20 protein-coding genes are annotated in these 20,702 nt (G+C 69.2%); 8 read left to right on the top strand and 12 right to left on the bottom strand.

Going from position 1 to position 20,702, the window contains the following annotated elements:
- The first annotated feature begins 7 nt into the window (after positions 1-7).
- Entirely contained in the window at positions 8-880 is an 873-nt protein-coding gene (locus BJ988_RS15675; protein WP_179658812.1) for a serine/threonine-protein kinase, read from the top strand.
- A 29-nt stretch (positions 881-909) separates the two neighbouring features.
- On the opposite strand, the gene BJ988_RS15670 is transcribed toward BJ988_RS15675, so the two are convergent.
- The 3 genes from BJ988_RS15670 to BJ988_RS15660 are packed head-to-tail and all read right to left on the bottom strand — an operon-like array spanning position 910 to position 3,279.
- Positions 910-1,575 (bottom strand): response regulator transcription factor, encoded by a 666-nt coding sequence (locus tag BJ988_RS15670; protein ID WP_179658811.1) that lies wholly within the window; start codon positions 1,573-1,575, stop codon positions 910-912.
- Positions 1,560-3,044: a sensor histidine kinase gene (locus BJ988_RS15665; RefSeq protein ID WP_179658810.1), complete on the bottom strand. Its 1,485-nt coding sequence runs from the start codon at positions 3,042-3,044 to the stop codon at positions 1,560-1,562. Before BJ988_RS15665 ends, BJ988_RS15670 begins: the two co-directional genes overlap by 16 nt.
- Entirely contained in the window at positions 3,016-3,279 is a 264-nt protein-coding gene (locus BJ988_RS15660; RefSeq protein WP_179658809.1) for a hypothetical protein, read from the bottom strand. Before BJ988_RS15660 ends, BJ988_RS15665 begins: the two co-directional genes overlap by 29 nt.
- Positions 3,280-3,381: 102 nt before the next feature.
- On the opposite strand from BJ988_RS15660, the gene BJ988_RS15655 reads away from it, so the two are divergent.
- Positions 3,382-4,923, top strand: a complete 1,542-nt coding sequence (locus tag BJ988_RS15655; RefSeq protein ID WP_179658808.1) for an AMP-binding protein — start codon at positions 3,382-3,384, stop codon at positions 4,921-4,923.
- A gap of 7 nt (positions 4,924-4,930) precedes the next feature.
- On the opposite strand, the gene BJ988_RS15650 is transcribed toward BJ988_RS15655, so the two are convergent.
- The 3 genes from BJ988_RS15650 to BJ988_RS15640 form a co-directional block, all read right to left on the bottom strand.
- Entirely contained in the window at positions 4,931-5,869 is a 939-nt protein-coding gene (locus BJ988_RS15650; RefSeq protein WP_179658807.1) for an intradiol ring-cleavage dioxygenase, read from the bottom strand.
- 418 nt (positions 5,870-6,287) lie between these two features.
- A complete protein-coding gene (locus BJ988_RS15645) occupies positions 6,288-7,646 on the bottom strand; it encodes an HNH endonuclease signature motif containing protein (RefSeq protein WP_179658806.1) in 1,359 nt (452 codons plus the stop codon).
- Positions 7,647-8,109: 463 nt separating this feature from the next.
- A complete protein-coding gene (locus BJ988_RS15640; protein ID WP_246321498.1) occupies positions 8,110-8,361 on the bottom strand; it encodes a zinc-ribbon domain-containing protein in 252 nt (83 codons plus the stop codon).
- A 38-nt stretch (positions 8,362-8,399) separates the two neighbouring features.
- Between BJ988_RS15640 and BJ988_RS15635 the strand changes: the two genes are divergently transcribed.
- On the top strand, positions 8,400-9,701 hold the full coding sequence (locus tag BJ988_RS15635) for an MFS transporter (RefSeq protein WP_179658805.1): 1,302 nt from the start codon (positions 8,400-8,402) through the stop codon (positions 9,699-9,701).
- A 14-nt stretch (positions 9,702-9,715) separates the two neighbouring features.
- Here BJ988_RS15635 and BJ988_RS15630 read toward each other — a convergent pair whose 3' ends face one another.
- The 5 genes from BJ988_RS15630 to BJ988_RS15610 are packed head-to-tail and all read right to left on the bottom strand — an operon-like array spanning position 9,716 to position 15,458.
- The gene (locus tag BJ988_RS15630) at positions 9,716-11,362 is read right to left on the bottom strand and encodes an amidohydrolase (protein ID WP_179658804.1); all 1,647 of its coding nucleotides are present in this window, start codon (positions 11,360-11,362) and stop codon (positions 9,716-9,718) included.
- A complete protein-coding gene (locus BJ988_RS15625; protein WP_179658803.1) occupies positions 11,362-12,195 on the bottom strand; it encodes an ABC transporter permease in 834 nt (277 codons plus the stop codon). The genes BJ988_RS15630 and BJ988_RS15625 overlap by 1 nt, the downstream gene beginning before the upstream one ends.
- A complete protein-coding gene (locus BJ988_RS15620) occupies positions 12,192-13,121 on the bottom strand; it encodes an ABC transporter permease subunit (RefSeq protein ID WP_179658802.1) in 930 nt (309 codons plus the stop codon). The genes BJ988_RS15625 and BJ988_RS15620 overlap by 4 nt, the downstream gene beginning before the upstream one ends.
- Positions 13,114-14,319: a polyamine ABC transporter substrate-binding protein gene (locus BJ988_RS15615; RefSeq protein ID WP_343051631.1), complete on the bottom strand. Its 1,206-nt coding sequence runs from the start codon at positions 14,317-14,319 to the stop codon at positions 13,114-13,116. Before BJ988_RS15615 ends, BJ988_RS15620 begins: the two co-directional genes overlap by 8 nt.
- Positions 14,316-15,458 carry an ABC transporter ATP-binding protein gene (locus BJ988_RS15610; protein ID WP_179658801.1) on the bottom strand — a complete coding sequence of 381 codons (1,143 nt, stop codon included), beginning with the start codon at positions 15,456-15,458 and terminating at the stop codon, positions 14,316-14,318. Before BJ988_RS15610 ends, BJ988_RS15615 begins: the two co-directional genes overlap by 4 nt.
- Positions 15,459-15,612: 154 nt before the next feature.
- Here BJ988_RS15610 and BJ988_RS15605 point away from each other — a divergent pair, with 154 nt between their 5' ends.
- Genes BJ988_RS15605 through BJ988_RS15595 form a run of 3 tightly spaced genes read left to right on the top strand, consistent with a single transcriptional unit; the run spans position 15,613 to position 17,852 of the window.
- Positions 15,613-16,410, top strand: a complete 798-nt coding sequence (locus BJ988_RS15605) for a Nif3-like dinuclear metal center hexameric protein (RefSeq protein ID WP_179658800.1) — start codon at positions 15,613-15,615, stop codon at positions 16,408-16,410.
- A gap of 42 nt (positions 16,411-16,452) precedes the next feature.
- Entirely contained in the window at positions 16,453-17,169 is a 717-nt protein-coding gene (locus BJ988_RS15600; protein ID WP_343051629.1) for a zinc ribbon domain-containing protein, read from the top strand.
- Positions 17,166-17,852, top strand: a complete 687-nt coding sequence (locus BJ988_RS15595) for a histidine phosphatase family protein (RefSeq protein WP_179658799.1) — start codon at positions 17,166-17,168, stop codon at positions 17,850-17,852. The genes BJ988_RS15600 and BJ988_RS15595 overlap by 4 nt, the downstream gene beginning before the upstream one ends.
- Before the next feature lie 112 nt (positions 17,853-17,964).
- Here the strand turns inward: BJ988_RS15595 and yaaA are convergent, their stop codons facing one another.
- Complete coding sequence (yaaA, locus tag BJ988_RS15590) at positions 17,965-18,741, bottom strand: peroxide stress protein YaaA (RefSeq protein ID WP_179658798.1); 777 nt, start codon at positions 18,739-18,741, stop codon at positions 17,965-17,967.
- A gap of 101 nt (positions 18,742-18,842) precedes the next feature.
- On the opposite strand from yaaA, the gene BJ988_RS15585 reads away from it, so the two are divergent.
- A complete protein-coding gene (locus tag BJ988_RS15585; RefSeq protein ID WP_179658797.1) occupies positions 18,843-19,163 on the top strand; it encodes a hypothetical protein in 321 nt (106 codons plus the stop codon).
- 17 nt (positions 19,164-19,180) lie between these two features.
- Entirely contained in the window at positions 19,181-20,659 is a 1,479-nt protein-coding gene (locus BJ988_RS15580) for an RNB domain-containing ribonuclease (protein WP_179658796.1), read from the top strand.
- The last annotated feature ends 43 nt before the right edge of the window (positions 20,660-20,702 follow it).

Raw genomic sequence — 20,702 nt, 5'->3', positions numbered from 1 at the left:
CCCGCCGATGATCGACACCTGGGACCTGGCCCAGGGTGACGCGATCACCCCCGAGCTGACCGCCATGCGGCTGCTCGGGGGCGGCTCGTCGTACGAGGCCTTCCTGGCCTTCGACGAGGTCACCTACGGCCCGGTCGTCGCCAAGGTCCTGCGACCGAACCTGATCGACAGCGAGAGCAGCCGCAATGCGCTGCGGCGCGAGATCGACGCCCTGACGGAGTTGAAGCACCCGGTCCTCGTCCGCGGCCTGCGCGAGGACCTCGACGCCGAGCGTCCGTACGTCGTGATGGAGCATGTCGAGGGCCCCCGGCTCTCGACGCTGATCCGCCGCCACGGCCGCCTTCCGGAGCAGCAGTACCTGCCGCTCGCGCTCGACCTCGCCTCGGTGCTGCACTACCTGCGCCGCTCCGGCTGGGTGCACCTCGACGTCAAGCCGAGCAACCTGATCATGGGCTCGCCGGCCCGGCTGATCGACCTCTCCGTGGCCCGGCCCGCGGCCGCTGCGGCCGCGTTGCGCCACGAGATCGGCACCGACGCCTACATGGCGCCGGAACAGTGCCTGCCCGGTGAGTGGGGCGAGGTCGGTCCGGCCAGCGACGTGTGGGCGCTCGGCGCGACGCTCTTCCACGCCGTGACCGGAGAACGGCCCTTCGCCCACGGAGACCCGGCGGCCTCGGACCGCACCGAGCGCTACCCGCAGCTCGTCTCCCGGCCCGTCACCCTCCCCAGACGTACGCCGCCCGAGGTCGTCAAGATCATCGAGGCGTGCCTCGCCCCGGCTCCCGGTGACCGGCCCGCGCCGGCGGAGATCGCCGAGACCGTCTCACCCGCGCTGGAGCGCCTTCCGCGGGCCTCGCTGGGCGGCCTGCGACTCGGCTGATCCTCTGGACTGATTCCCCCGGGTCCGGGTCAGGGCTGGAAGCGGTAGCCCATGCCGCGTACGGTCTCGACCCGGGCCGAGCCCAGCTTCTTGCGCAGGTAGCCGACGTAGACGTCGACGACGTTGGAGCCCGGGTCGAAGTCCATTCCCCAGGCCAGGTCGAGCAGCTGCGCGCGAGAGAGAACCTGCCCCGGATGGCGCAGCAGCACCTCGGCCAGCGCGAACTCACGCGCCGAGAGGTCGCTCTCGCGCCCGTCGACCCGCAGCCGCCGGGTGCGCAGGTCCAGCCCCACCGACCCGGAGCGGAGCTCGCCCACCTCGGCGTCGGTGTTGTCCTGCTGCCGCAGGCGTACGTGGATCCTGGCCCGCAGCTCGGCGAAGCGGAACGGCTTGGCCAGGTAGTCGTCGGCGCCACCCTCGAGCGCGGAGACGGTGTCGTGCACCGAGTCGCGGGCGGTGAGGACCACCACCGGCATCCGGGATCCCTGGGCGCGGAGCTGGTCGAGCACCTCGAAGCCGTCGATGGTCGGGAGCCCGATGTCGAGGACCATCAGGTCGAAGGCGCCGCTGAGCGCCTCCTCGAGTCCCTCCAGCCCGTCGGCGACGGTGCTGACCTGGTGGCCGTCGGCGCTCAAGCCCTTGGCGAGGAAGGCCGCGATGCGGTCCTCGTCCTCGACGATCAGGATGCGGGCCATGCCTCTCCTTCGGTGCGTGCGGGCAGGGTGATCGTGAAGCGGGCGCCGGACGGCGTCGCGTCGTCGACGCCCACGGTGCCGCCGTGGGCGCCGGCGATTGCGGAGACGATGGCCAGACCGAGACCCAGGCCCGGACGGTCGCCCGAGCCGCTCTCGGCGCCACGCGCGAACCGCTCGAAGATCCGTTCCCGGTCCTCGGCCGGCACGCCGGGGCCGGTGTCGCGCACCCACAGCCGCAGGGTGCCGTCGACGGTCGCCGAGCCGACCGCGATCCGGTCGCCGGGCGAGGTGTGGCCGGCGGCGTTGTCGCACAGCTGCAGCATCGCCTGGGTGATCCGCTGCGGGTCCAGGCGCCAGGTGCCGGGAGTGGCCGCGTCCAGGTGCCAGTCGCGGTTGGCGAGCGCGCTGGCCTTGGCCAGGATGTCCTCGGTGAGGGTGTCGACGTCGACCTCCTCCAGGGTGAGGAAGTCCGGCCGGTCGTGCTTGGCCAGCAGGATCAGGTCGCCGACCAGACGGCTCATCCGGTCGACCTCGTCGAGCGCCAGCCGCCTGGTCTGCTCGACCTCGGCCGGGTCGGACTCGTCGAGGAGCTCGAGGTGGCCGCCGATGATCGTGAGCGGCGTACGCAGCTCGTGACCGGCGTCGTCGAGGAACTGGCGCTGGTCGGTGAAGGCCTGCTCCAGGCGCGCCAGCATGTCGTTGAAGTTCCTGGTCAGAGCCGAGATGTCGTCGTTTCCCGACTCGGGCAGACGCTCGGAGAGGTCGGTGGCGCTGACCGACCCGGTGGCATGTCTCAGCCGGGTCAGCGGGGCCAGTAGCCGCCCGGACTGCCAGGCCGCGACCAGCGTGACGAGCAGAGCGAGCAGCCCGGCCACGATCGTGTAGGTCCGCATGGTGCTGCGCAGCTCGGCACGGTCCTCGTCGAGGTAGGAGACGACCAGGAGCGCGCCTTCGGTGGTGCCCTTCGCGTTGTCCTGCCGCACCGGCTGGCTGGTGATGCGCACCTCGCCCTGAGCGGTGTCGAGGTAGGTGGTGCCGCCGTTGATGGCGAGGGCTTTGACCGCGTTGTGGAATCGCGGCGAGTTGACCAGTGGATCCTTCGGGAAATGGGCGCGCGGTTTGCCGTCGACCCATGCCACCAGGAGCTCGTCGTCGTCGGGCACGTTGCGGCGTAGGAACGTCAGCAGCAGGCCCTCCACGTTGAACGGGGCGCCCGTCTCGGGGTCGACACCCTCCTGGCGCAGCTTGGCGAACTCGTCGAGCTCCTGCTCGACCTCGCGCTGCATCGCCGCCTCGACGCGGCCGAGCTCGACGACGTAGACGATGAGTCCCGCGCCGGCGAGGGCGAGCGTCACCAGGAGGGCTACCGAGGCGGTGATCCGGGCGCGGACCGACAACCCCCGGCGGGGCGGGGGTGGGCCGGCCTCGGGTGGCTCCGGCTCAGTCGTCATCGCGGTCGTCGTCGTCATCGTCGTCATCATCATCGTCCACAGGGCTGGGGGAGACGACGGGGACGCGCGTTGACGGGCTCGGCGACCTGGTGCTCGGCGTGCCGGTGCTGGGGGAGGTCGTGTCCGAGGGGAGCACGACGGGCTCGCGGGGTGGCGGGTCGTTCTCCGAGGCACCGGCGAACGACCCGGCGAGGTAGACGCCGACGATCAAAACGACGGCGATGGGGAGCAGGAGCTTCAGGGTGCGGGACATGACTCTTCGATAGTGCCTGACCACGGGGCAGAAGCGGGGGTCCATGAGAGAGCTCTCATCGATACAGTGATGCGGGTCACGACATGCAACTGGAGGTAGCCCGTGTTCGTTCCGTTCAGCGTCAACGACTTCATCGACCGTGCCGCATCCGTCTACGGCGAGCGGGTGGGGATCGTCGACGAACCCGACCAGCCGGCTACCTCTCTCGGGGAGGTGACGTACGCCGAGATGAAGGCGCTCGCGAAGCGGATGGCGGCGAAGCTGGATGAGCTCGGCATCGGCGTGGGGGAGCGGGTCGCGATCGTGTCCCACAACTCCGCGCGGCTGTTGACCGCCTTCTACGGGGTCTCCGGCTACGGCCGGATCCTGGTGCCGGTCAACTTCCGGCTGCGGCCCGACGAGGTCGCCTACATCGTGGAGCAGTCGGGCGCCTCGGTGCTCTGGGTCGATCCCGAGATCGACGAGGCGCTGAAGGACGTGACCGCCAAACATCGCTTCGTGCTCGGCGACGACGCCGCCCTCTACGCCGACGAGGGCGTCGAGCCGGTGCCGTGGGAGCCGGACGAGAACGCGACCGCGGCGATCAACTACACCTCCGGCACCACCGCCCGGCCGAAGGGCGTGCAGATCACCCACCGCAACATCTGGACCAACGCGCTCACCTTCGCGCTGCATGCCGGCTGCAGCGACCGCGACGTCTATCTGCACACGCTGCCGATGTTCCACGCCAACGGCTGGGGGATGCCGTTCGCGGCGACCGGTCTCGGCATCAAGCACGTGGTGCTGCGCAAGGTGGACGGGATGGAGATCCTGCGCCGCGTACGCGACCATGGGGTCACCTACATGTGCGCCGCACCCGCGGTGGCGGCCGCGGTGCTCGACGCGCTTCCGCAGTGGCAGGCCACCGAGGGCGACATCCCCGGACGCGACCGGGTGCGGATCATCATGGCCGGTGCCCCGCCGCCGACGAAGACCGTCGTCCGGGTCCAGGAGGAGCTCGGCTGGGAGTTCATCCAGATCTACGGCCTCACCGAGACCTCGCCGCTGCTGACCATCAACCGCACCCGCGCCGAGTGGGACGACCTCGACCCGATGGAGCGCGCCACGAAGCTCACCCGTGCCGGCGCGCCCGCGATCGGCGTGAGCCTCGACGTCTCGCCTTCCAACGAGGTCCTGGCGCGATCAAACGTGGTCCTCGAGGGCTACTGGGAGAAGCCCGAGGAGTCCGAGAAGGCGCTGGCCGACGGCTGGTTCCACACCGGTGACGGCGGCAGCCTCGGTGACGACGGCTATCTCACCATCTCCGACCGCATCAAGGACGTCATCATCACGGGCGGTGAGAACGTCTCGAGCGCGGAGGTGGAGGACGTCCTCTTCCTTCATCCCTCGGTCGCCGAGGTCGCCGTCATCGGCATCCCGAGCGAGAAGTGGGGCGAGACCATTCTTGCTCTCGTCGTCCTCGCCGAGGGGGCCTCTGCGACCCAGGAGGAGCTGGTCGCCTGGTGCAAGGAGCGGGCCGCCGGCTACAAGGCGCCGACCGTCGTCGAGTTCCGCGACTCCCTGGCCCGCACCGCGACCGGGAAGCTCCAGAAGTTCAAGCTTCGTGAGCCGTACTGGGGTGACCGCGAGCGCAAGGTCAACTGACGTCGGATCACTGCGTCGGCGGCTCGGGCGGGGTGCCGCCCGCGCCGCCACTCGGCGCCCCGCCCATGGCGGCTTCGGTGGTGGTGTCCACCGCCACGGCGAGCGAGCCCCGGTAGCCCGCGCTCGGGTTGCCGGTGAACGTGCCCATCTCGAGGTCGTAGCCGTCGCTGAAGACGTTGTCGGTGTCGAGGCTGACCTTGTTCAGGTTCTCGGCCGAGCCCTCGTAGGCGTCGTCCTGGTAGACCGTGGTGAGCATCTCCTCCGGGAAGGCGACCTGAGAGGTCGCGATCGCGTTCTCACCGGTCGTAGCCGAGTCGGCGTCGGGGTAGACCTCGAAGTGCATGTGGGTCCAGCGGCCGTCGTAGCAGCCGGGGACGATGGTCTTGAAGGTCACCTGTCCCTTGGCATCCGCCACCTGGACACCACGGAGGTACGTCTCGTTCTCGACGCCTTCGGAGTACATCGAATAGCGGCCCAGCGCGTCGCACTGCCACAGATAGACGGCGACACCCTCGAAGGGCACGTCGTCGTTGGTCATGTCGGTCACCGTGAAGGTGAAGGCGAGCGGCACACCGTCGACCGTGGTGCCGCCGTCGAGGCTGGTCGTGATGTCGCTGCGTACGATCCCGGACTCGGTCAGCACATTGGTGCCGTTGGTGCCGTCGGCCGGGTAGGGACCGTTGGTCTCCTGCGGGATCTCGCCGTCTGTCGTGGCCGCGGAGCCGCTGGAGGAGCCGGACGAGCTCGAAGAGGCGGACCCACACGCGGCCAAGGCAGCCGCCCCGACCCCGGCGCCGACCAGTCCGAGGATCCGGCGGCGCGTCAGCAGCGTCGTGACGTCGAAGCCGGCCCCTTGGTCGACCACCTCCTCCTCCGGGCGGGGAAGCAGACGCCCTTCGTAGGCGGGGCCTTCAATGGTCTTCTCGGGTTCGGGTACGCGGCTCATACTGTGTCTCTCCTGGAGGTCGGTCATGATGCTCTGACCTGACTCTGGCGAGTCAATCCGTCTGCACCTTCGGCATCAACTGTGAGGTCGCTATGAAGTCGCCTCCGGTGGTCGAGCTTGTCGAGACCTCCCCTGTGTCACGGTCGACTCTTAGAGGCCTGTGTCGTCCGGGCCGGGCTTATTGAGGTTTCTGTGTTGCGGTCGGCTGAGCGGCTTGGGTGCCTGTCCGGGGGCCGTAGGGCGGGTGGGGCCTAGTGCCTGACCGGGTTGGGAGATTAAAAGCCAGGGTGTCCGGCCGGGGTGCCGTTTGACTGTCTTGCGGACTTCCAGCCCTGGTCGGGGGTTGCGTCGGGATATCTGTCCCTGTCCGGGTTGTGGAGGGATGAGGGCGTATGCCGGGAGTGAGTGTGCTTGTGGGTCAGGCCGCGTCGTCTTGGCTGACGTCGTCCACTACGGCAGGCGCTGCCTCGGGAGTGATGGCGACTGTGCCGTCGGGGCTGGTGAGGAACTCGTAGCCGTGGGGGGATCGCCATCGGTAGTGGCCGGGGGCGAGGCGTTGGTAGGTCCAGCCGAGGTGGGTTTTGGCGCGGTGGTGGTGTCGGCACAGGCAGGTCAGGTTGGAGGTGGTGGTCTTCCCGCCCTGGTCGAATGGGATGCGGTGGTCGAGGTCGCAGTTTTCGGCTTTGACGTTGCAGTTGGGGAAGGCGCAGGTCTGGTCGATGAGCTGGATCTGGGTGCGTAGCTGTCTCGTGGGGGTGTAGGCGTCGGTGGTGATCTCTTCGTTGAGGTCGATGACCGTCATGGGTTTGATGGTCACGCCGGGCATGGTGGCCCATCGGTCGAGCTGTTCGATGGTGGCCAGGCCGCGGGTGTTTCCGATCCGGATCAGGCCGGTGGTGGCCAGGTCGCGGGTGTCGGTGTGGATCTTGAGGTCGATGACCCGACCCTTCCCCGGTGGGACGCCCGCACGCTCGGTGTCCAGGGTGCCGGTGTTGTAGGCCCGGGCCAGGACCCCCAGGGCAGCGGCGCGGCGGGCATCGAGGGGCAAGTCGGTGGCGTCGTGGTCGAGGAGCCCGTGGGCGATCGCGGAGACCGCGGCTTCGAGGTCGAGGGCGTCGGCGGCGTCGAGGGTGGCGGTGACCTGAGCGGTTGCGCCGGCGGCTTGGCCTTGTTCGGCACCGACCGGGGGCAGGAACAGGCTGGGGTCGGTGTCGATGTCGCAGCGGCGGTGGTCGACGGCCTCTTCGGCGATCGCGGCGGCCAGGTCGGGCTCGAACAGGGCGGCTGCTTCTTTCGCGGTGCGTTCCAGTTGGGTGAGACCGATCTTGTGGGCATGCGCGGCCACGTGCGTGTCGACCCAGGCGGCGACCTCGGGGTCGAGGTGGCGGGTGACGTCGGCGACCCGCCGGGCCCGCCACGTGGTCAGCGACCCGTCGAGGATCCTGGCCCAGGTGCGGGGCAGCCGCCAGGCCAGCTCGACCGCGTCAGCGAGGTACTTGCGGCCGGTGTAGGTCGAATACCCCAGCACCGCAGCGAACTCGATCACCGCGGCCTCGGAGATCAACGGGGCACCTGCCCCGGTCAACAAGACCGCCCGATCCCCGTAGGTCTCGACCTCAAGGATTGCTGCCTCCCCGACCGTCTCCACGACGTTGGCGGCCGCGTACTTCGCCGCTGCGATCAGGGTGTCGCGGGCGGCTTGGTCCTCGACCGCACGCGAGGCCCGCACCGTGGCCAGCAGGCCGGGCGAGGTCTCGGGATCGAAGGAGATGTTCATGCCCATATGCTACCGAATTTGCATGTTATGCACAGCCTTTTTGGGCAATGTTTTCGCAGATCAGACGGTCTTTTGGTGTCACCGGCCACATCGGGACAGGTGGTCGTAAACCCGGACAGGGACAGGTATCCCGACGCAACCCCCGGACAGGGCTGGAAGTCCGCAAGACAGGCAAATGGCACCCCGGCCGGACACCCTGGCTTTTAAATCGCCCAACCCAAGCCGGCACTTGGCCCCACCCGCCCTACGCCCCCCCGGACAGGCACCCAAGCCGCTCAGCCGACCGCAGCACGGAAATCTCAACAAGCCCGGCCCCGGACGACACAGGCACCTCAGAGTCGACCGTGACGCATGGGGGTCTCGACAAGCTCGACCACCGGGGGTGCACCGGGGGTGACGGGGTCTCTCAGGGGCGACCGTGGCGCATGGGTGGTCTCGACAAGCTCGACCACCGGGAGCGTCGTCAGCCGGCGGTCGGCCGCGGCGCAGAAGTGATGAGCTGCTCGGCCTGGTCCTTGGACACCTTGGAGGCATAGCCGCAGTTGATGCAGTCCATGCGCCGTGACGTACCGACCGGGATGAGCGGGATGAAGAAGAGGGTGAACTTGCGGACGACCTCGAAGAGCCGGTGCGCCGCGCGCTGGTGACAGCTGGGGCACACGAGGGAGAGGGTCGCGAGCAGTCGGGTGTACGACTTGATCCCGAAGATGATCATGTTCAAGTCTCCCACGCACGGGCTGATTTACTTGCCCGGTGGTACGGACCCCCAACCCCCTCTGGCACACCCTCACCCATCTTCGCGGAAACCCGCGCGCGTGCGTCTGGACCGAGCCGATGTGGGGCCTGTCGATGGCACTGGTGCTGCCGTACGCCTCGGTGTTCATGCTGGCACTGGGCGTGCACGACGAGCAGATCGGTCTGATCGCGAGCGCGGGGATGGTCTCCCAGGTCTTCTTCGGCCTCGCCGGCGGGATCATCACCGACCGGCTCGGGCGGCGCGCGACGACGGCCCTGTTCGACGTGGTCGCCTGGGTGATCCCGTGCCTGATCTGGGCGTTCGCGCAGAGCTTCTGGGGCTTCCTCGCGGCATCGATGGTCAACGGCGCGATGCAGGTGACTCAGAACTCCTGGGACTGCCTGATGGTCGAGGATGCCGAGCGCGGCCAGATCACCCGGATCTACTCGCTGGTGCGGGTGGCTGCGGACTGTTCGGCTCTCTTCGCCCCGATCGCCGCGATCCTGGTGGCCCAGCTCGGGCTGGAGCCGGCGGTCCGGGTGCTCTTCATCAACGCCGCGGTGGTGATGACGGCGAAGATCATCTGGCTCTACCTGTGGTCCTCCGAGACCCGGCAGGGACGGATACGGATGGCGGAGACCGACGGGCACAGCCTCTGGCGGCTCCTGGCCGGATACCGCGGGGCGCTGGCGCTGCTGGTGCGCTCCCGCGGCTCTGTCCTGGCGCTCGCGATCGCAGCGCTGTTCGCTGCGGTGACGCTGATCAACGCCACCTTCTGGCAGGTCGTGGTCAGCCAGCACCTGCAGGTGCCCGATCCGTTGCTGCCGTTCTTTCCGATGGTGCGCTCGCTGATGTCGGTGCTCTTCCTCTTCACGCTCATCTCCCGGCTGACCGGCGGGATGGACCTCAAGAGGGCCACGCTGTGGGGCTTCGGGACCTACCTCGCCGGCCAGCTCCTCCTGGTCCTGATCCCGGCATCGCGGGGCGACGCCGACCTGGCCACGTACGCACTCCTGGGGGTCTGTCTGGTTCTCGACAGCTTCGGAGCGGGGATGCTGTTCATGCTCTCGGAGTCCCTGGTGGCTCTGCACGTCGACGAGGCCGAACGTTCCCGGGTGATGGCGCTGCAGCGAATGTTGATCATGCTGGCCGCCGCTCCGTTCGGGTGGATCTCCGGATGGCTCTCGGGGATCGACCGCACATACCCGTTCTGGCTGACCGCCGGACTGCTCGTCCTCGGCGCGGTCCTGACCGCGACTCGCTGGGTGCCGACCCACCCGGAGCCGGAACCGGAACAGGAACCGGAGCCGGTCGCCTAGCCCAGGACGTGGGCTCAGGGCTTTCGGTAGACCTCGCGGCCGTCGGCGTAGGTATGGGTCACCTGCGTCCGGGCGAGCACCGTGGTGTCCTCGTCGAGGATGTCGTCGTCGACCACGACCAGGTCGGCTGCGTACCCGGTCTCGATGCGGCCCGTCGAGCCCTCCAGACGGTTCAGGTAGGCGGTCCCGGTGGTATAGCCGGCGAGCGCCTGGAGGACCGTGAGCGCCTCGTCCGGCAGCAGCGGGGCAGCGTCGGGCGGCTGGTCGGGGGAGCGGCGGTTGACCGCGACGTGCATGCCGAGCAGCGGCGCCGGGTCGGAGACGGGCCAGTCGCTTCCGCACGCGATCCGAGCGTCCGTACGCAGCAACGACCCGAACACATACTGCTGCTCGCGCGCGTCGGGCGCCAGGAACGGGAGGGTCAGCACCTCCACCGCCTCGTCCAGGCATGCCCACAGCGGCTGGATGTTGGCGGTGACGTCGAGCGCGGCGAACCGAGGGACGTCGGAGCGCTCGACGACCTGGACGTGAGCCAGATGGTGTCGCAGCCCGCTGGCTCCGTTGAGAGTGCGCGCGTGCTCGATCGCGTCCAGGCTGTCTCGCACTGCCCGGTCACCCAGCGCGTGGACGTGGGCCTGGAACCCGTTGGCGTCCAGCGCAGCGACGTACGAAGCCAGCGCATCGGCGGGGATGAAGGAGAGCCCGCGGTTGTCGGTGAGCCGCCCGAGCGAGTCGAGGTAGGGGGAGAGCATCGCGGCCGTATGCGTCTCGCAGACCCCGTCCTGCATGATCTTGACGCTGGCGGCGTCGAGCCCGGCGCGCGCCGCCAGGGCGCGACGCTCGAGGAGCTCGGGCAGCTGCTCCAGGCCGCGGCCGCGGTCCCACCACTGGGCGAGGACGACCTTCGCGGTGAGCACGCCGGACTCCTGAGCGGCGATGTAGGTCGGCAGCGAGTCCGGCATGCCCAGACCCTCGCCGACCAGTGCGTCCTGCCAGCCCACGATGCCGACCGAGTGGAGATGACGCTGCGCGGTGAGCAGCGCCTCGGTCAGGTCGCCCGAGGTCGGCGCCGGCACCAGCGAGCCCACCAGCGCCATCGCACCCTCGTGCAGCGCGCCGGTCGGTCGGCCGGCGGCGTCGCGCTCGATGCGTCCGTCGGCGGGGTCGGGTGTGCGGGCATCGATACCGGCGAGCTCGAGCGCGCGGCTGTTCACCCAGGCCGAGTGGTGGTCGCGGTTGGGCAGGAAGACCGGCCGGTCGGGAAGGATCCGGTCGAGGGGCTCGGCGGTGGGCACTCCACCGGGGAAGGAGTCCATCGACCAGCCACCGCCGGAGATCCAGGCCCGGTCAGGGAAGGCCTCGGCGTAGGCGCCGATGGCATCCAGATAGCCGTCGAGCGTCGACAGCCCGGTCAGGTCGCACTGGTTCATCTCCAGGCCGGCCTGGATCGGGTGCACGTGTGAGTCGTGGAAGGCGGGCAGCACCCACCGGCCGTCGAGCTCCTCGACCAAGGTGTCCGGGCCGGCCAGAGCATCGAGATCTGCGCCGACGGCCGCGATCCGCCCGTCGTGGACGGCAATGGCCGCATCCTCCCAGCGGCCTGCACGCAGCACCCGGCCGCCGCGCAGTAGCAGGTCCACGGGGCCGGTCTGGCCGCTCATCAGGCCGCGGCCATGGTGTCGGTGACCGAGGAGCCCGAGCGCTTGAGCACCCACGCCACCAGGCCGAGGACCAAAAGCGTGAAGACCAGCAGGATGGTGGAGACCGCGGCGATCTCGGGCTTGAGGCCGGAGCGGACCGAGGAGAGCACGTAGACGGGCCACGAGGTCGTGCCGGAGACGTTGATGAACGAGGAAATGACCGTGTTGTCGAGGCTCAGCGTGAAGGCCAGCAGCCCGCCCGCCAGCACCGCGGGCCCGACGAGCGGGATCGTGACCTTGAAGAAGGTCGCGACCGGTTTCGCGTAGAGATCCGCCGAGGCCTCCTCCAGGGACGCGTCCAACCCGATCAGGCGGGCTCGGACGATGTAGGTGACCACGGCGGTCGCGAAGAGCGAGTGACCGATCACGAGACGTACGTAGCCGTTGTTGAACGGCAGCAGCGACCAGTCCTGGCCGAGCGTCACGAACCAGGGGAGCAGGGCGATGCCGTCGACGATCTCGGGGGTCACCGAGACCAGCAGCAACAGCAGCGTGAACGGGCCCGTCCAGCGGCCCGGGAACCGGGCCATCGCCATCCCGGCCAGGGTGCCGAGCGCGCTCGCCAGGAGGGCGGCGACCACGGCGGTCTGCAGCGAGACGGCGACGGCGTGGCGTACGGACGGCCGTTCGACGATCGCCATGAACGGCTCCAGGCTGAAGCCGTCCCAGGCGGTGAGCAGCCGACCGCCGTTGAAGGAGTAGATGCCGATCACGATGATCGGCGCGAACAGGAAGAGGAAGACCAACGTGGTCCACACGCCGAGCGCGATGTTGGTCCCGGAGGGCTTGCTCATGCCGCCACCTCCTTGGTGTGCAGCGTCAGGTCAGGTGGCGGGACGGTTCCGACGACCAGCCTGCTGCGCCGGCGCACGAGCCAGCCCACGACCCACATCAGCGTGATGGCGAGGATGACGATGAGCATGGTGAGCAGGATCAGGACGATCGCCATGGCGGAGCCCAGCGCCCAGTTCTGAGCGGTGAGGAACTGGCTGGCGATCAGCGAGCCGACCATGGTGCCCTTCGCGCCGCCGAGGACGGCCGGGGTGACGTAGTCGCCCATCATCGGGATGAAGACGAGGATGACGCCCGCGATGATCCCGGGCCGTGCCAGCGGCAGCGTGACCTGGAAGAACGTGCGTATCCGGCCTGCGCCGAGGTCCTTGGACGCTTCACCGAGCGCGCTGTCGACGCGGTCGAAGGCGACGTACATCGGCAGGATCATCAGCGGCAGATAGTTGTAGATCAGGCCCAGCAGGACCGCGCCGCGGGTGTTGAGCAGGTCGTGCGGGTCGGCGACCAGACCGACGTCGGTCATGAAGCCGGCCAGGACGCCCTCGGAGGACAGGATCACCTTCCAGCCGATCGTCCGGATCAGGAACGAGGTCCAGTAGGGCACCATCACCAGTGCGACCAGCAGCCCTCGTCGGTGCGCGGGGACCTTCAGAGCCATGAAGTACGCCGCGGGCAGAGCGATCAGCAGGCAGGCGATGGTGCCCAGCACGCTCATCCACAGCGTCGCCCGGAAGATCATGAAGAAGGTCGGGCTGAACGCCTCGGCGTAGCGGTCCAGCGACATCACCGCGTTGCTGTGGCTGCCGAACATGCCGGGTTTCTCGCCGAGGCTGAACCAGGCGACCTGCAGGAACGGCACGACGAAGAAGGCCGTCAGCCACAGCCACGCCGGGACAGCGAGGACGAACCCTGGAAGCCGGTTACGCACTGGCGGCGGCCTTCAGCTTGTCGTAGACCTCCGTACGCCGGTCCTGAGCCTTGTTGACGGCGCCGTTCTTCATGGTGGCGAGCTGCTCGTCGGTGAAGAAGATCATCTCGGGCAGCTCGACCTTGCGCTCCTTGGCCATCTCCTCGATGCCCAGCGCGCCGGTGTTGTAGCCGATGTAGTCCATCTCCAGGAAGGAGTTCTCCGGCTCCAGCACGTAGTCGAGGAAGGCGTGGGCGGCCTCGGGATGGGGAGCTCCGGCCGGGATGCACCAGTTGTCCATCCACAGCTCGGTCGTCGGACCGGCGAGGACCCACTTCCAGCGGTCGGGCTGCTTGTGCTCGAGGATGCCGAGGCGGGAGTCGCCGTTCCAGTTCTGCATCAGCGCGAAGGTGTTCTGCTGCATCGCGCCGGTGGCCGGGTAGGAGTCGAAGCCGGCGATGTGCGGCGCCCAGCTCTCGACCGCCTCGGCCTCGAAGGCGTCGTAGTCGGCCATGTCCTCGGTGTTCCAGTCGATGCCGTTGGCCCAGAAGTAGATGCCGGCGATGCCCTGCGGGTCGTCGAGCAGCGAGGTCTTGCCCGAGGCCTCGTTCTGCATCGCGTCGATGAAGTCGTTCCAGGTCGACAGGTCGCGCTTGATAACCGTGGTGTCGTAGACGAAGCCTGTGGTGCCCCAGGCCTTGCACACCGAGTACTCGTTCTCCGGGTCCCAGTCCTGTCCGAGGAACTGCGGGTCGACCTTGGACATGTTGGGGATCAGGTCCTTGTTGAGCGGGACGATGATCTCGTTCTCGATCAGCTGGGGGATGTAGACGCCGGTCGGCACGACGATGTCGTAGCCGCTGGTGCCCTTGGCCGCGACCAGCTTGGAGATCAGCTCCTCGTTGGAGCCGTAGGAGTCGAGTGTCACCTTCGGGCCGGTCTTGCCGAAGGCGTCGATCACCTCGGGGGAGTCGTAGTCGCCCCAGGTGTAGATCGAGAGCGACTTCTCCACCGGCCCGCCGGTCGCGCCGGCGCCCGGCTCGACCGCGCCGGACTCGCCACCGCCACCGGCGCCGCAGGCGCTGAGCGCCGCCCCGGCGCCGGCGATTGCCGCCAGGCTCAGGAAGTTGCGCCGCGAGAGCTCCCGGCGGATCGCTCGTGCGCCTGCATGGCTGGCCAGGATGCGTACGTCGCCACTCTTGTTTACAGGCTTGCTCACTGTGGGCTCCTAGCGGTGGTCGGGTCGATCGGGGCATCGAGGGGGAAGAGGCGTACGTCCGCGGCGGCCCAGCCGCAGAGGACCTGGTCGCCGGGGGAGAGCCGGACGGCGCCGTGGGTGGGGCGGCGGATCAGCAGGCTGTACTCGTCGGTGACCTTGACGAGGTACTGGATCACCTCGCCCAGCGGGGAGACCTGGAGCACCTCTCCGGCGACACTGTTGCGGCCCTCTGGAACCGTCGCCGCGGCCGACCCAGGCTCGATCGAGATCAGCTCGGGCCGGACGGCGGCCTGATGGGGCTCGCCGGGCTTCGCGTCGGGCTTCGCCGGCCCCTCGACGACCACGAAGGGGGTCTCGACGGTGGTGCCGTCCGCGCTCACCTCGCCGTGCAGGAAGTTCTGCTGGCCGACGAAGCCGGCGACGTACGCGCTGGCGGGCTGGTTGTAGACGGTGTCGGCGTCGGCGAGCTGCTCGATCCGGCCGGCGCGCATGATCGCGATCCGGTCGCTCATCGCGAGTGCCTCGTGCTGGTCGTGGGTGACGAAGACGAAGGTGATCCCGAGACGGGACTGGAGCAGCTTGAGCTCGACCTGCATCTCCTCGCGCAGCTGGCGGTCCAGGGCGCCCAGCGGCTCGTCGAGGAGCAGGACGCCGGGGCGGTTGACGAGCGCCCGGGCGAGGGCGACCCGTTGCTGCTGGCCACCGGAGAGCTGGGTGGGCGAACGATCCGCGAAGTCGAGCATCCGCACCATCCGCAGCGCCTCGACGACGCGCTCCCGCGTCTCCGCCCTGGGCGTCTTGCGCTGCTGCAGGCCGTAGGCGACGTTCTCGGCGACGGACTTGTGCGGAAACAGCGCGTACGCCTGGAAGACCGTGTTCACGTCGCGCTGGTAGGGCGCGAGCCGGACCACGTCCTTGCCGCCGATCAAGATGCTGCCGGAGTCGGGCTTCTCGAACCCGGCGATCATCCGCAGCGTCGTTGTCTTGCCGCAGCCCGACGGGCCGAGCAGCGAGATGAACTCGCCGGCCCGGATCTCCAGGTCCAGGCCGTCGACCGCCGTGGCCTGGCCGTAGGTCTTGGTCAGGCCGCTGATGGTCACCGAGCCGGAGGGTGGGGCCGGGGTAGCTGTCGTGGTCATCGCTGCTCCAGTCGATTGTTCACTTAGCGCTGCATTCCACCACAAGATCCGGCGAAAAGTACGGAATCGGTTGTAAAGGAACGGTTACGAACTCGATTCCGTGCTCGCGTGCGGCGCTGAATCTGGTCCCGGTGGATGGATCTAGGGTTACACCATGCCGACCTCGCCGACTCTGTCTGCCGTCACGTCGTTGCTGGACGACTGGTATCCGCCTGCCACCGCCGACGCCTGGGATGCCGTCGGTCTGGTCTGGGGCGAGCCCTCGCAGCCGGTCTCGAAGGTGCTTCTCGCCGTCGACCCGACGCTCCCGGTCGCCGAGGAGGCGGCCGCGTGGGGAGCGGACCTGGTGGTGGTCCATCACCCGCTCTTCCTCAAAGGTGTTCACGGGTTCGCGGCGACGACCCCGAAAGGACGTACGCTCTCGACGCTGGTCTCCGCTCGCTGCGCGCTGCTCACCGCCCACACCAACGCCGACCAGGCCCTCGGTGGCGTCTCGGAGTCGCTGGCGCTCGCGCTCGGGCTGGGCTCGCTGCGGCCGCTGGTACCGGGGGTGAGCGACGACGTCGGGACAGGCCGGGCCGGGACGGTGGAGCCGACGACGCTGGGCGCCTTCGCCGAGTCCGTGGCGGCGGCGCTGCCCGCCACCGCGGCCGGGATCCGGGTCGCGGGCGACCTCGACCGGCCGGTCTCCTCGGTGGCGCTGTGCGGCGGCGCGGGCGACTTCCTGCTCGACCAGGTGGCTGCGTACGACGTCTATGTGACCAGCGACCTGCGCCACCATCCGGCCTCGGAGTTCCTCGAGAAGGGTGGCGCGTTGATCGACATCCCGCACTGGGCTGCCGAGTGGACCTGGCTGCCGGTTCTGGCGAGGCGACTGAACGAGGCTCTGGGGGATACGGTGGAGACCCGGGTCAGTGAGATCGTCACAGACCCGTGGACTTTGCGATTGTGAATAGCTGAGGAGAATCCGCTGAAAGCCGACCCGTTCGCCCAGGTGAAGTTGCTCGACGTCTGTGAGCTGGACTCGCGAGCGCTCCAGCTGCGACACCGCCGTGCGCATCTGTCCCAGGCCGCCGTCGTGGCGGAGCTTCAGGCATCGAAGAAGACCACCGACGATGCCGTACGTGACGCCCGGGTCATCCGCGACGACCTCGAGCGGGTGCAGAAGAAGGCAGACGCCGACGTCGAGGCGGTCAAGACCCGCCGCCGGCGTGACCAGGAGCGGATGGACTCGGGGGCGATCAGCAGCGCCAAGGACCTCGAGCGCATGCAGCACGAGCTGGTCACCCTCGACCGCCGGATCTCGGTGCTCGAGGACGAGGAGCTCGAGGTCATGGAGAAGCTCGAGGAGGCTCAGTCGAACCTGACCCGACTCGAGGCCGAGCTCGCCGAGATCGACGACAAGCTTGCGGTCGCGACCGACTCCGTCGACGTCGAGACCGCGAAGATCGACGCCGAGCTCGCCGGGGTCGCCGAGGAGCGGGCGCCGGCGCTCGAAGGCATCCCCGATGACCTGCTCGCGCTCTACGACCGGCTGAGCGGCAAGCTCGGAGTCGGTGCCGCCGAGCTGCGCGCCCGCCGCTGCGGCGGCTGCAACCTCCAGGTCGACCCCGCCGAGCTCTCCCGCATCCGCCGCCTCGCCGCCGACGAGGTCGTGCGCTGTGAGGAGTGCTCCCGGATCCTGGTCCGCACCGCCGAGTCGGGGCTATGAGCTCGAAGACCTCGCGGGGCTGGGGAGCCGGCGACGCGACGACGACGCTGGTCCTGGTTCGTCACGGCGTCACCAAGCACACCGCCGCCAAGGCGTTCTCCGGCGGGCTCGGTGGCGACAACCCGCCGCTGATCCAGGAGGGTCGTGAGCAGGTCCTGCTGACCGCCGAGTGGCTCAAGCCGCTCGCCGCATCGGTGTCCACCGTCGTGAGCTCGCCGGTCCTGCGGGCCGTCGAGACCGGGGAGATCGTCGCCGGTGCGCTCGGCGCCCGGCTGGTCGAGGACCCCGGGTTCGCGGAGATCGAGTTCGGCAAGTGGGAGGGGCTCACCTTCGCCGAGGTCGGCCAACGGTTCCCCGACGAGATGAAGACGTGGATGGGGGCGACCGAGGTCGCCCCACCGGGCGGGGAGTCGTTCGACTCCGCCCAGACGCGGGTGCTCGACGGCCTCTCGCGGGTGCTCGAGAAGCACGCAGGAGAGACCGTCGTGATCACCTCGCACGTCTCGCCGATCAAGCTGATCGTCGCTCACGCCCTGGGCGCCCCGATCGGCGGAGTCTTCAGCATGGAGCTCTCACCCGCATCGGTCACCGTCGTCTCCTTCTTCTCCGACGGCCGCGCCTCGATGCGCCTATTCAACGGCCTCCCGGTCTCCCGCGACCCCTTCGCCTCCGGCGCCTTCTGACACGACTATCGCTCCGCTGGTCGAGCCGCCGGAGCCGCTAGGCGGAGGCGTGTCGAGACCAACACCTTCCGTTCGGCGACCGGTGGGCTAGCGGCCCGATCGAGGAGGCAACTCAGATCTCGGCGACGACGATGTCCAGCTGGGTGCCGGTCTTCGTGATGGGGCCGGTCTCGACGGTCCAGCCGAGGTCGCGGAAGGCTTCGGCGAGCTTGGTGGGGGTGCGGGGGTTGGCGCCGGACTCGAGGAGAGCGCGGACCAGGCGGCCCTTGGTGGCCTTGTTGAAGTGGCTGACCACCTTGCGCTGACCGTTGTGCTCGTGCAGGACACGGACGGTTGCGGTGCGGGCGGCGACCTCCTCGGGGCGCCAGAAGGCGGCGTACGTCCCGGACCGGAGGTCGACCAACAGGCCGTCGCCGAGGGCCTCGGTCATGCCGGGGCCGAGGTGCGCACGCCAGTGGGCCTGGATGCCGCCGATGCCGGGGAGGGTGGTGTCCCCCGAGAGGCGGTACGCCGGGATGCGGTCGGCCAAGCCGACGAGGCCGAACACCGAGCTGGTGACCATGACCCGACTGGTCGCGCGGCGCTTGGCGGCGGGCGACAGGGTCGCGGGGGACAGCGCGTCGTAGAGGACGCCGGTGTAGATCCGGTCGGCGCGCGCGGTGGGTGCCTCGGCCAGGTGAGCGTTGGCGTCGACGAGCTCGGGCTGGGTCTTCGGGATGCCGAGGACGTCGACGGCCTCGGCCGGGCGCGTGGAGCAGAGCTCGACGAGCGCGTCGACGACCTTGGCGCGGGCCGGGTTGAGCACCGGGAGACGGAGGTCCTCGAGGTCGAGCGGTTTGCCGCGTACGGCCGCGGTCTTGCCCTCCGAGGGCGGCAGCAGGATCAGCACAAGGACTATCGTGCCGCCCGGGAAGTGGATGGCCGAATCGAGGATTGGGTATCTTTCAAAGCGCCTGTGACCTGGGGGTACGCGCGAGCTTAGAGTCAGTCATGATCGTTCTGGCCGCCGAGTCCACCGCCGGGTCCAATCTCGGTGGCGTCCTCGTCGTGATCGTCATCGGCGGGCTGTTCTGGCTGATCCAGGACGTCTCGAAGAAGACCAAGGCGCGGTCCGCGCACCTCCGGGCGAGGCGGTCGCTGACCTCGTCCCAGCGCCGGGCACTGGCCCGGATCGACAGGTCGGCGAAGGCGTACAACGGCTCCACGAAGGACCTGTGGGGCCAGTTCGCCGCCTTCAAGGGCAACCCGAAGGCGTTCGGCAAGGACGCCGCCGCGCTGCACAAGACGTACAAGGCCTCGAAGAAGAAGTAGCCACTACAGTTCTGGCCATGGGTTCCGCACGCATCATCCGGGTGGCCAGAGCCGACAGCGGTGTCGCCGCCACCACGCTCCGCGACGGGATCGCCGCGCTCCAGGCCGAGCTGAAGGTGACGGCGGAGTTCTCGCGGGAGGTGGAAGAGGCCGCGGCCGCAGCCGCGGCCAGCCCGAGGCTTCCCGAGCTGGACCGCACCGACCTGCCGTTCGTCACCATCGACCCCGAGACGTCGATGGATCTCGACCAGGCGCTCCACCTGGAGCGCGACGGTGACGGCTACGTGGTGCGCTACGCGATCGCCGACGTGGCCGCCTTCGTGACGCCCGGCGATCCGGTCGACATCGAGGCCAACAAGCGCGGCGAGTCCCTCTACGCCGCCGATGCGAAGATCCCGCTCCACCCCAAGGTGCTCTCCGAGGACGCCGCCTCGCTGCTCCCGGACCAGGTGCGCCCCGCCCTGCTGTGGACCCACAAGCTCGATGCCGGCGGTGAGGGGATCGACACCGTCGTCGAGCGCGCGCTCGTGCGGTCGCGGGCGAAGCTCTCCTACGACGGTGTGCAGAAGATGTTCGACGGCGACGGGTTCGGAGGCCTCGACGAGCTCGACGACCGGATCGGGGAGTCTCTGCAGCTGCTGAAGGAGGTCGGCGAGAAGCGGATCGTCCTCGAGGCCGCCCGCGGCGGGGTCAACCTGCCCCTGCGCGACCAGGAGATCTCGGTGGAGGGTGACCACTGGACGCTCGAGTACCGCGACCTGCTGCCCGTCGAGGACTGGAACGCCCAGATCTCGCTGCTGACCGGCTTCGCGGCGGCAGACCTGATGGTCTACGCCCGCGTCGGGCTCCTCAGGACCCTCCCGGAGCCGGACCCCCGAGACGTCCAGCGGCTGCATCGCACCGCTCGTGCGCTCGGGCTGGAGTGGCCGGCGGAGATGCTCTACCCCGACTTCATCCGTTCCCTGGACGGCAAGAACGGCAAGCACGCCGCGATGGCGATCGCCAGCACACGGCTGCTGCGCGGAAGCGGGTACGCCTCGTTCAACGGCGAGCTCCCCGAGCTGACCGAGCACTCGGCGCTGGCCAACGAATACATGCACGTGACCGCGCCGCTGCGCCGGCTGATCGACCGCTACGCCGGTGAGGTCTGTCTGGCGCTGTGCGCTGACACGCCGATCCCCGAATGGGTGACCGCCGCGTTCACCACCCTCCCGGAGACGATGCGCGCCTCGTCCCGGTCCAGCGGGGCCTACGAACGTGGCGTCGTCGATCTCGTCGAGGCCGGGCTGCTGTCCAAGCGGGTCGGGGAGGTCTTCGACGCGGTGGTCGTCGAGGTCGACGACGAGGACAGGACGAAGGGCTCGATCACCGTCGAGGAGCCCGCGATCGAGGCGAGAGTCACCGGTCGGTCGGCCCTTCCGCTGGGCGAAGAGGTCCAGGTGCGACTGGAGACGGCCGACGTCGTCGCCCGGAAGGTCAGCTTCACCATCGCCTGACCGTCGTTGTGCAGTCCGACCCGTGGAACCGGTATGGGGCGGC

Origin of the sequence: Nocardioides panzhihuensis (genome assembly GCF_013408335.1) — a bacterium.
GTDB lineage: Bacteria > Actinomycetota > Actinomycetes > Propionibacteriales > Nocardioidaceae > Nocardioides > Nocardioides panzhihuensis.
Note: the sequence above shows the minus strand (reverse complement) of the source record. Positions and strands in the feature narration are given on the sequence as shown.

Coding starts and splice junctions, on each gene's coding strand:
- BJ988_RS15675 (WP_179658812.1), top strand. CDS start 8: ATGATCGACACCTGGGACCTGGCCCAGGGTGACGCGATCACCCCCGAG.
- BJ988_RS15670 (WP_179658811.1), bottom strand. CDS start 1,575: ATGGCCCGCATCCTGATCGTCGAGGACGAGGACCGCATCGCGGCCTTC.
- BJ988_RS15665 (WP_179658810.1), bottom strand. CDS start 3,044: ATGACGACGACGACCGCGATGACGACTGAGCCGGAGCCACCCGAGGCC.
- BJ988_RS15660 (WP_179658809.1), bottom strand. CDS start 3,279: ATGTCCCGCACCCTGAAGCTCCTGCTCCCCATCGCCGTCGTTTTGATC.
- BJ988_RS15650 (WP_179658807.1), bottom strand. CDS start 5,869: ATGAGCCGCGTACCCGAACCCGAGAAGACCATTGAAGGCCCCGCCTAC.
- BJ988_RS15645 (WP_179658806.1), bottom strand. CDS start 7,646: ATGAACATCTCCTTCGATCCCGAGACCTCGCCCGGCCTGCTGGCCACG.
- BJ988_RS15640 (WP_246321498.1), bottom strand. CDS start 8,361: ATGATCATCTTCGGGATCAAGTCGTACACCCGACTGCTCGCGACCCTC.
- BJ988_RS15630 (WP_179658804.1), bottom strand. CDS start 11,362: ATGAGCGGCCAGACCGGCCCCGTGGACCTGCTACTGCGCGGCGGCCGG.
- BJ988_RS15625 (WP_179658803.1), bottom strand. CDS start 12,195: ATGAGCAAGCCCTCCGGGACCAACATCGCGCTCGGCGTGTGGACCACG.
- BJ988_RS15610 (WP_179658801.1), bottom strand. CDS start 15,458: ATGACCACGACAGCTACCCCGGCCCCACCCTCCGGCTCGGTGACCATC.
- BJ988_RS15605 (WP_179658800.1), top strand. CDS start 15,613: ATGCCGACCTCGCCGACTCTGTCTGCCGTCACGTCGTTGCTGGACGAC.
- BJ988_RS15595 (WP_179658799.1), top strand. CDS start 17,166: ATGAGCTCGAAGACCTCGCGGGGCTGGGGAGCCGGCGACGCGACGACG.
- BJ988_RS15585 (WP_179658797.1), top strand. CDS start 18,843: ATGATCGTTCTGGCCGCCGAGTCCACCGCCGGGTCCAATCTCGGTGGC.
- BJ988_RS15580 (WP_179658796.1), top strand. CDS start 19,181: ATGGGTTCCGCACGCATCATCCGGGTGGCCAGAGCCGACAGCGGTGTC.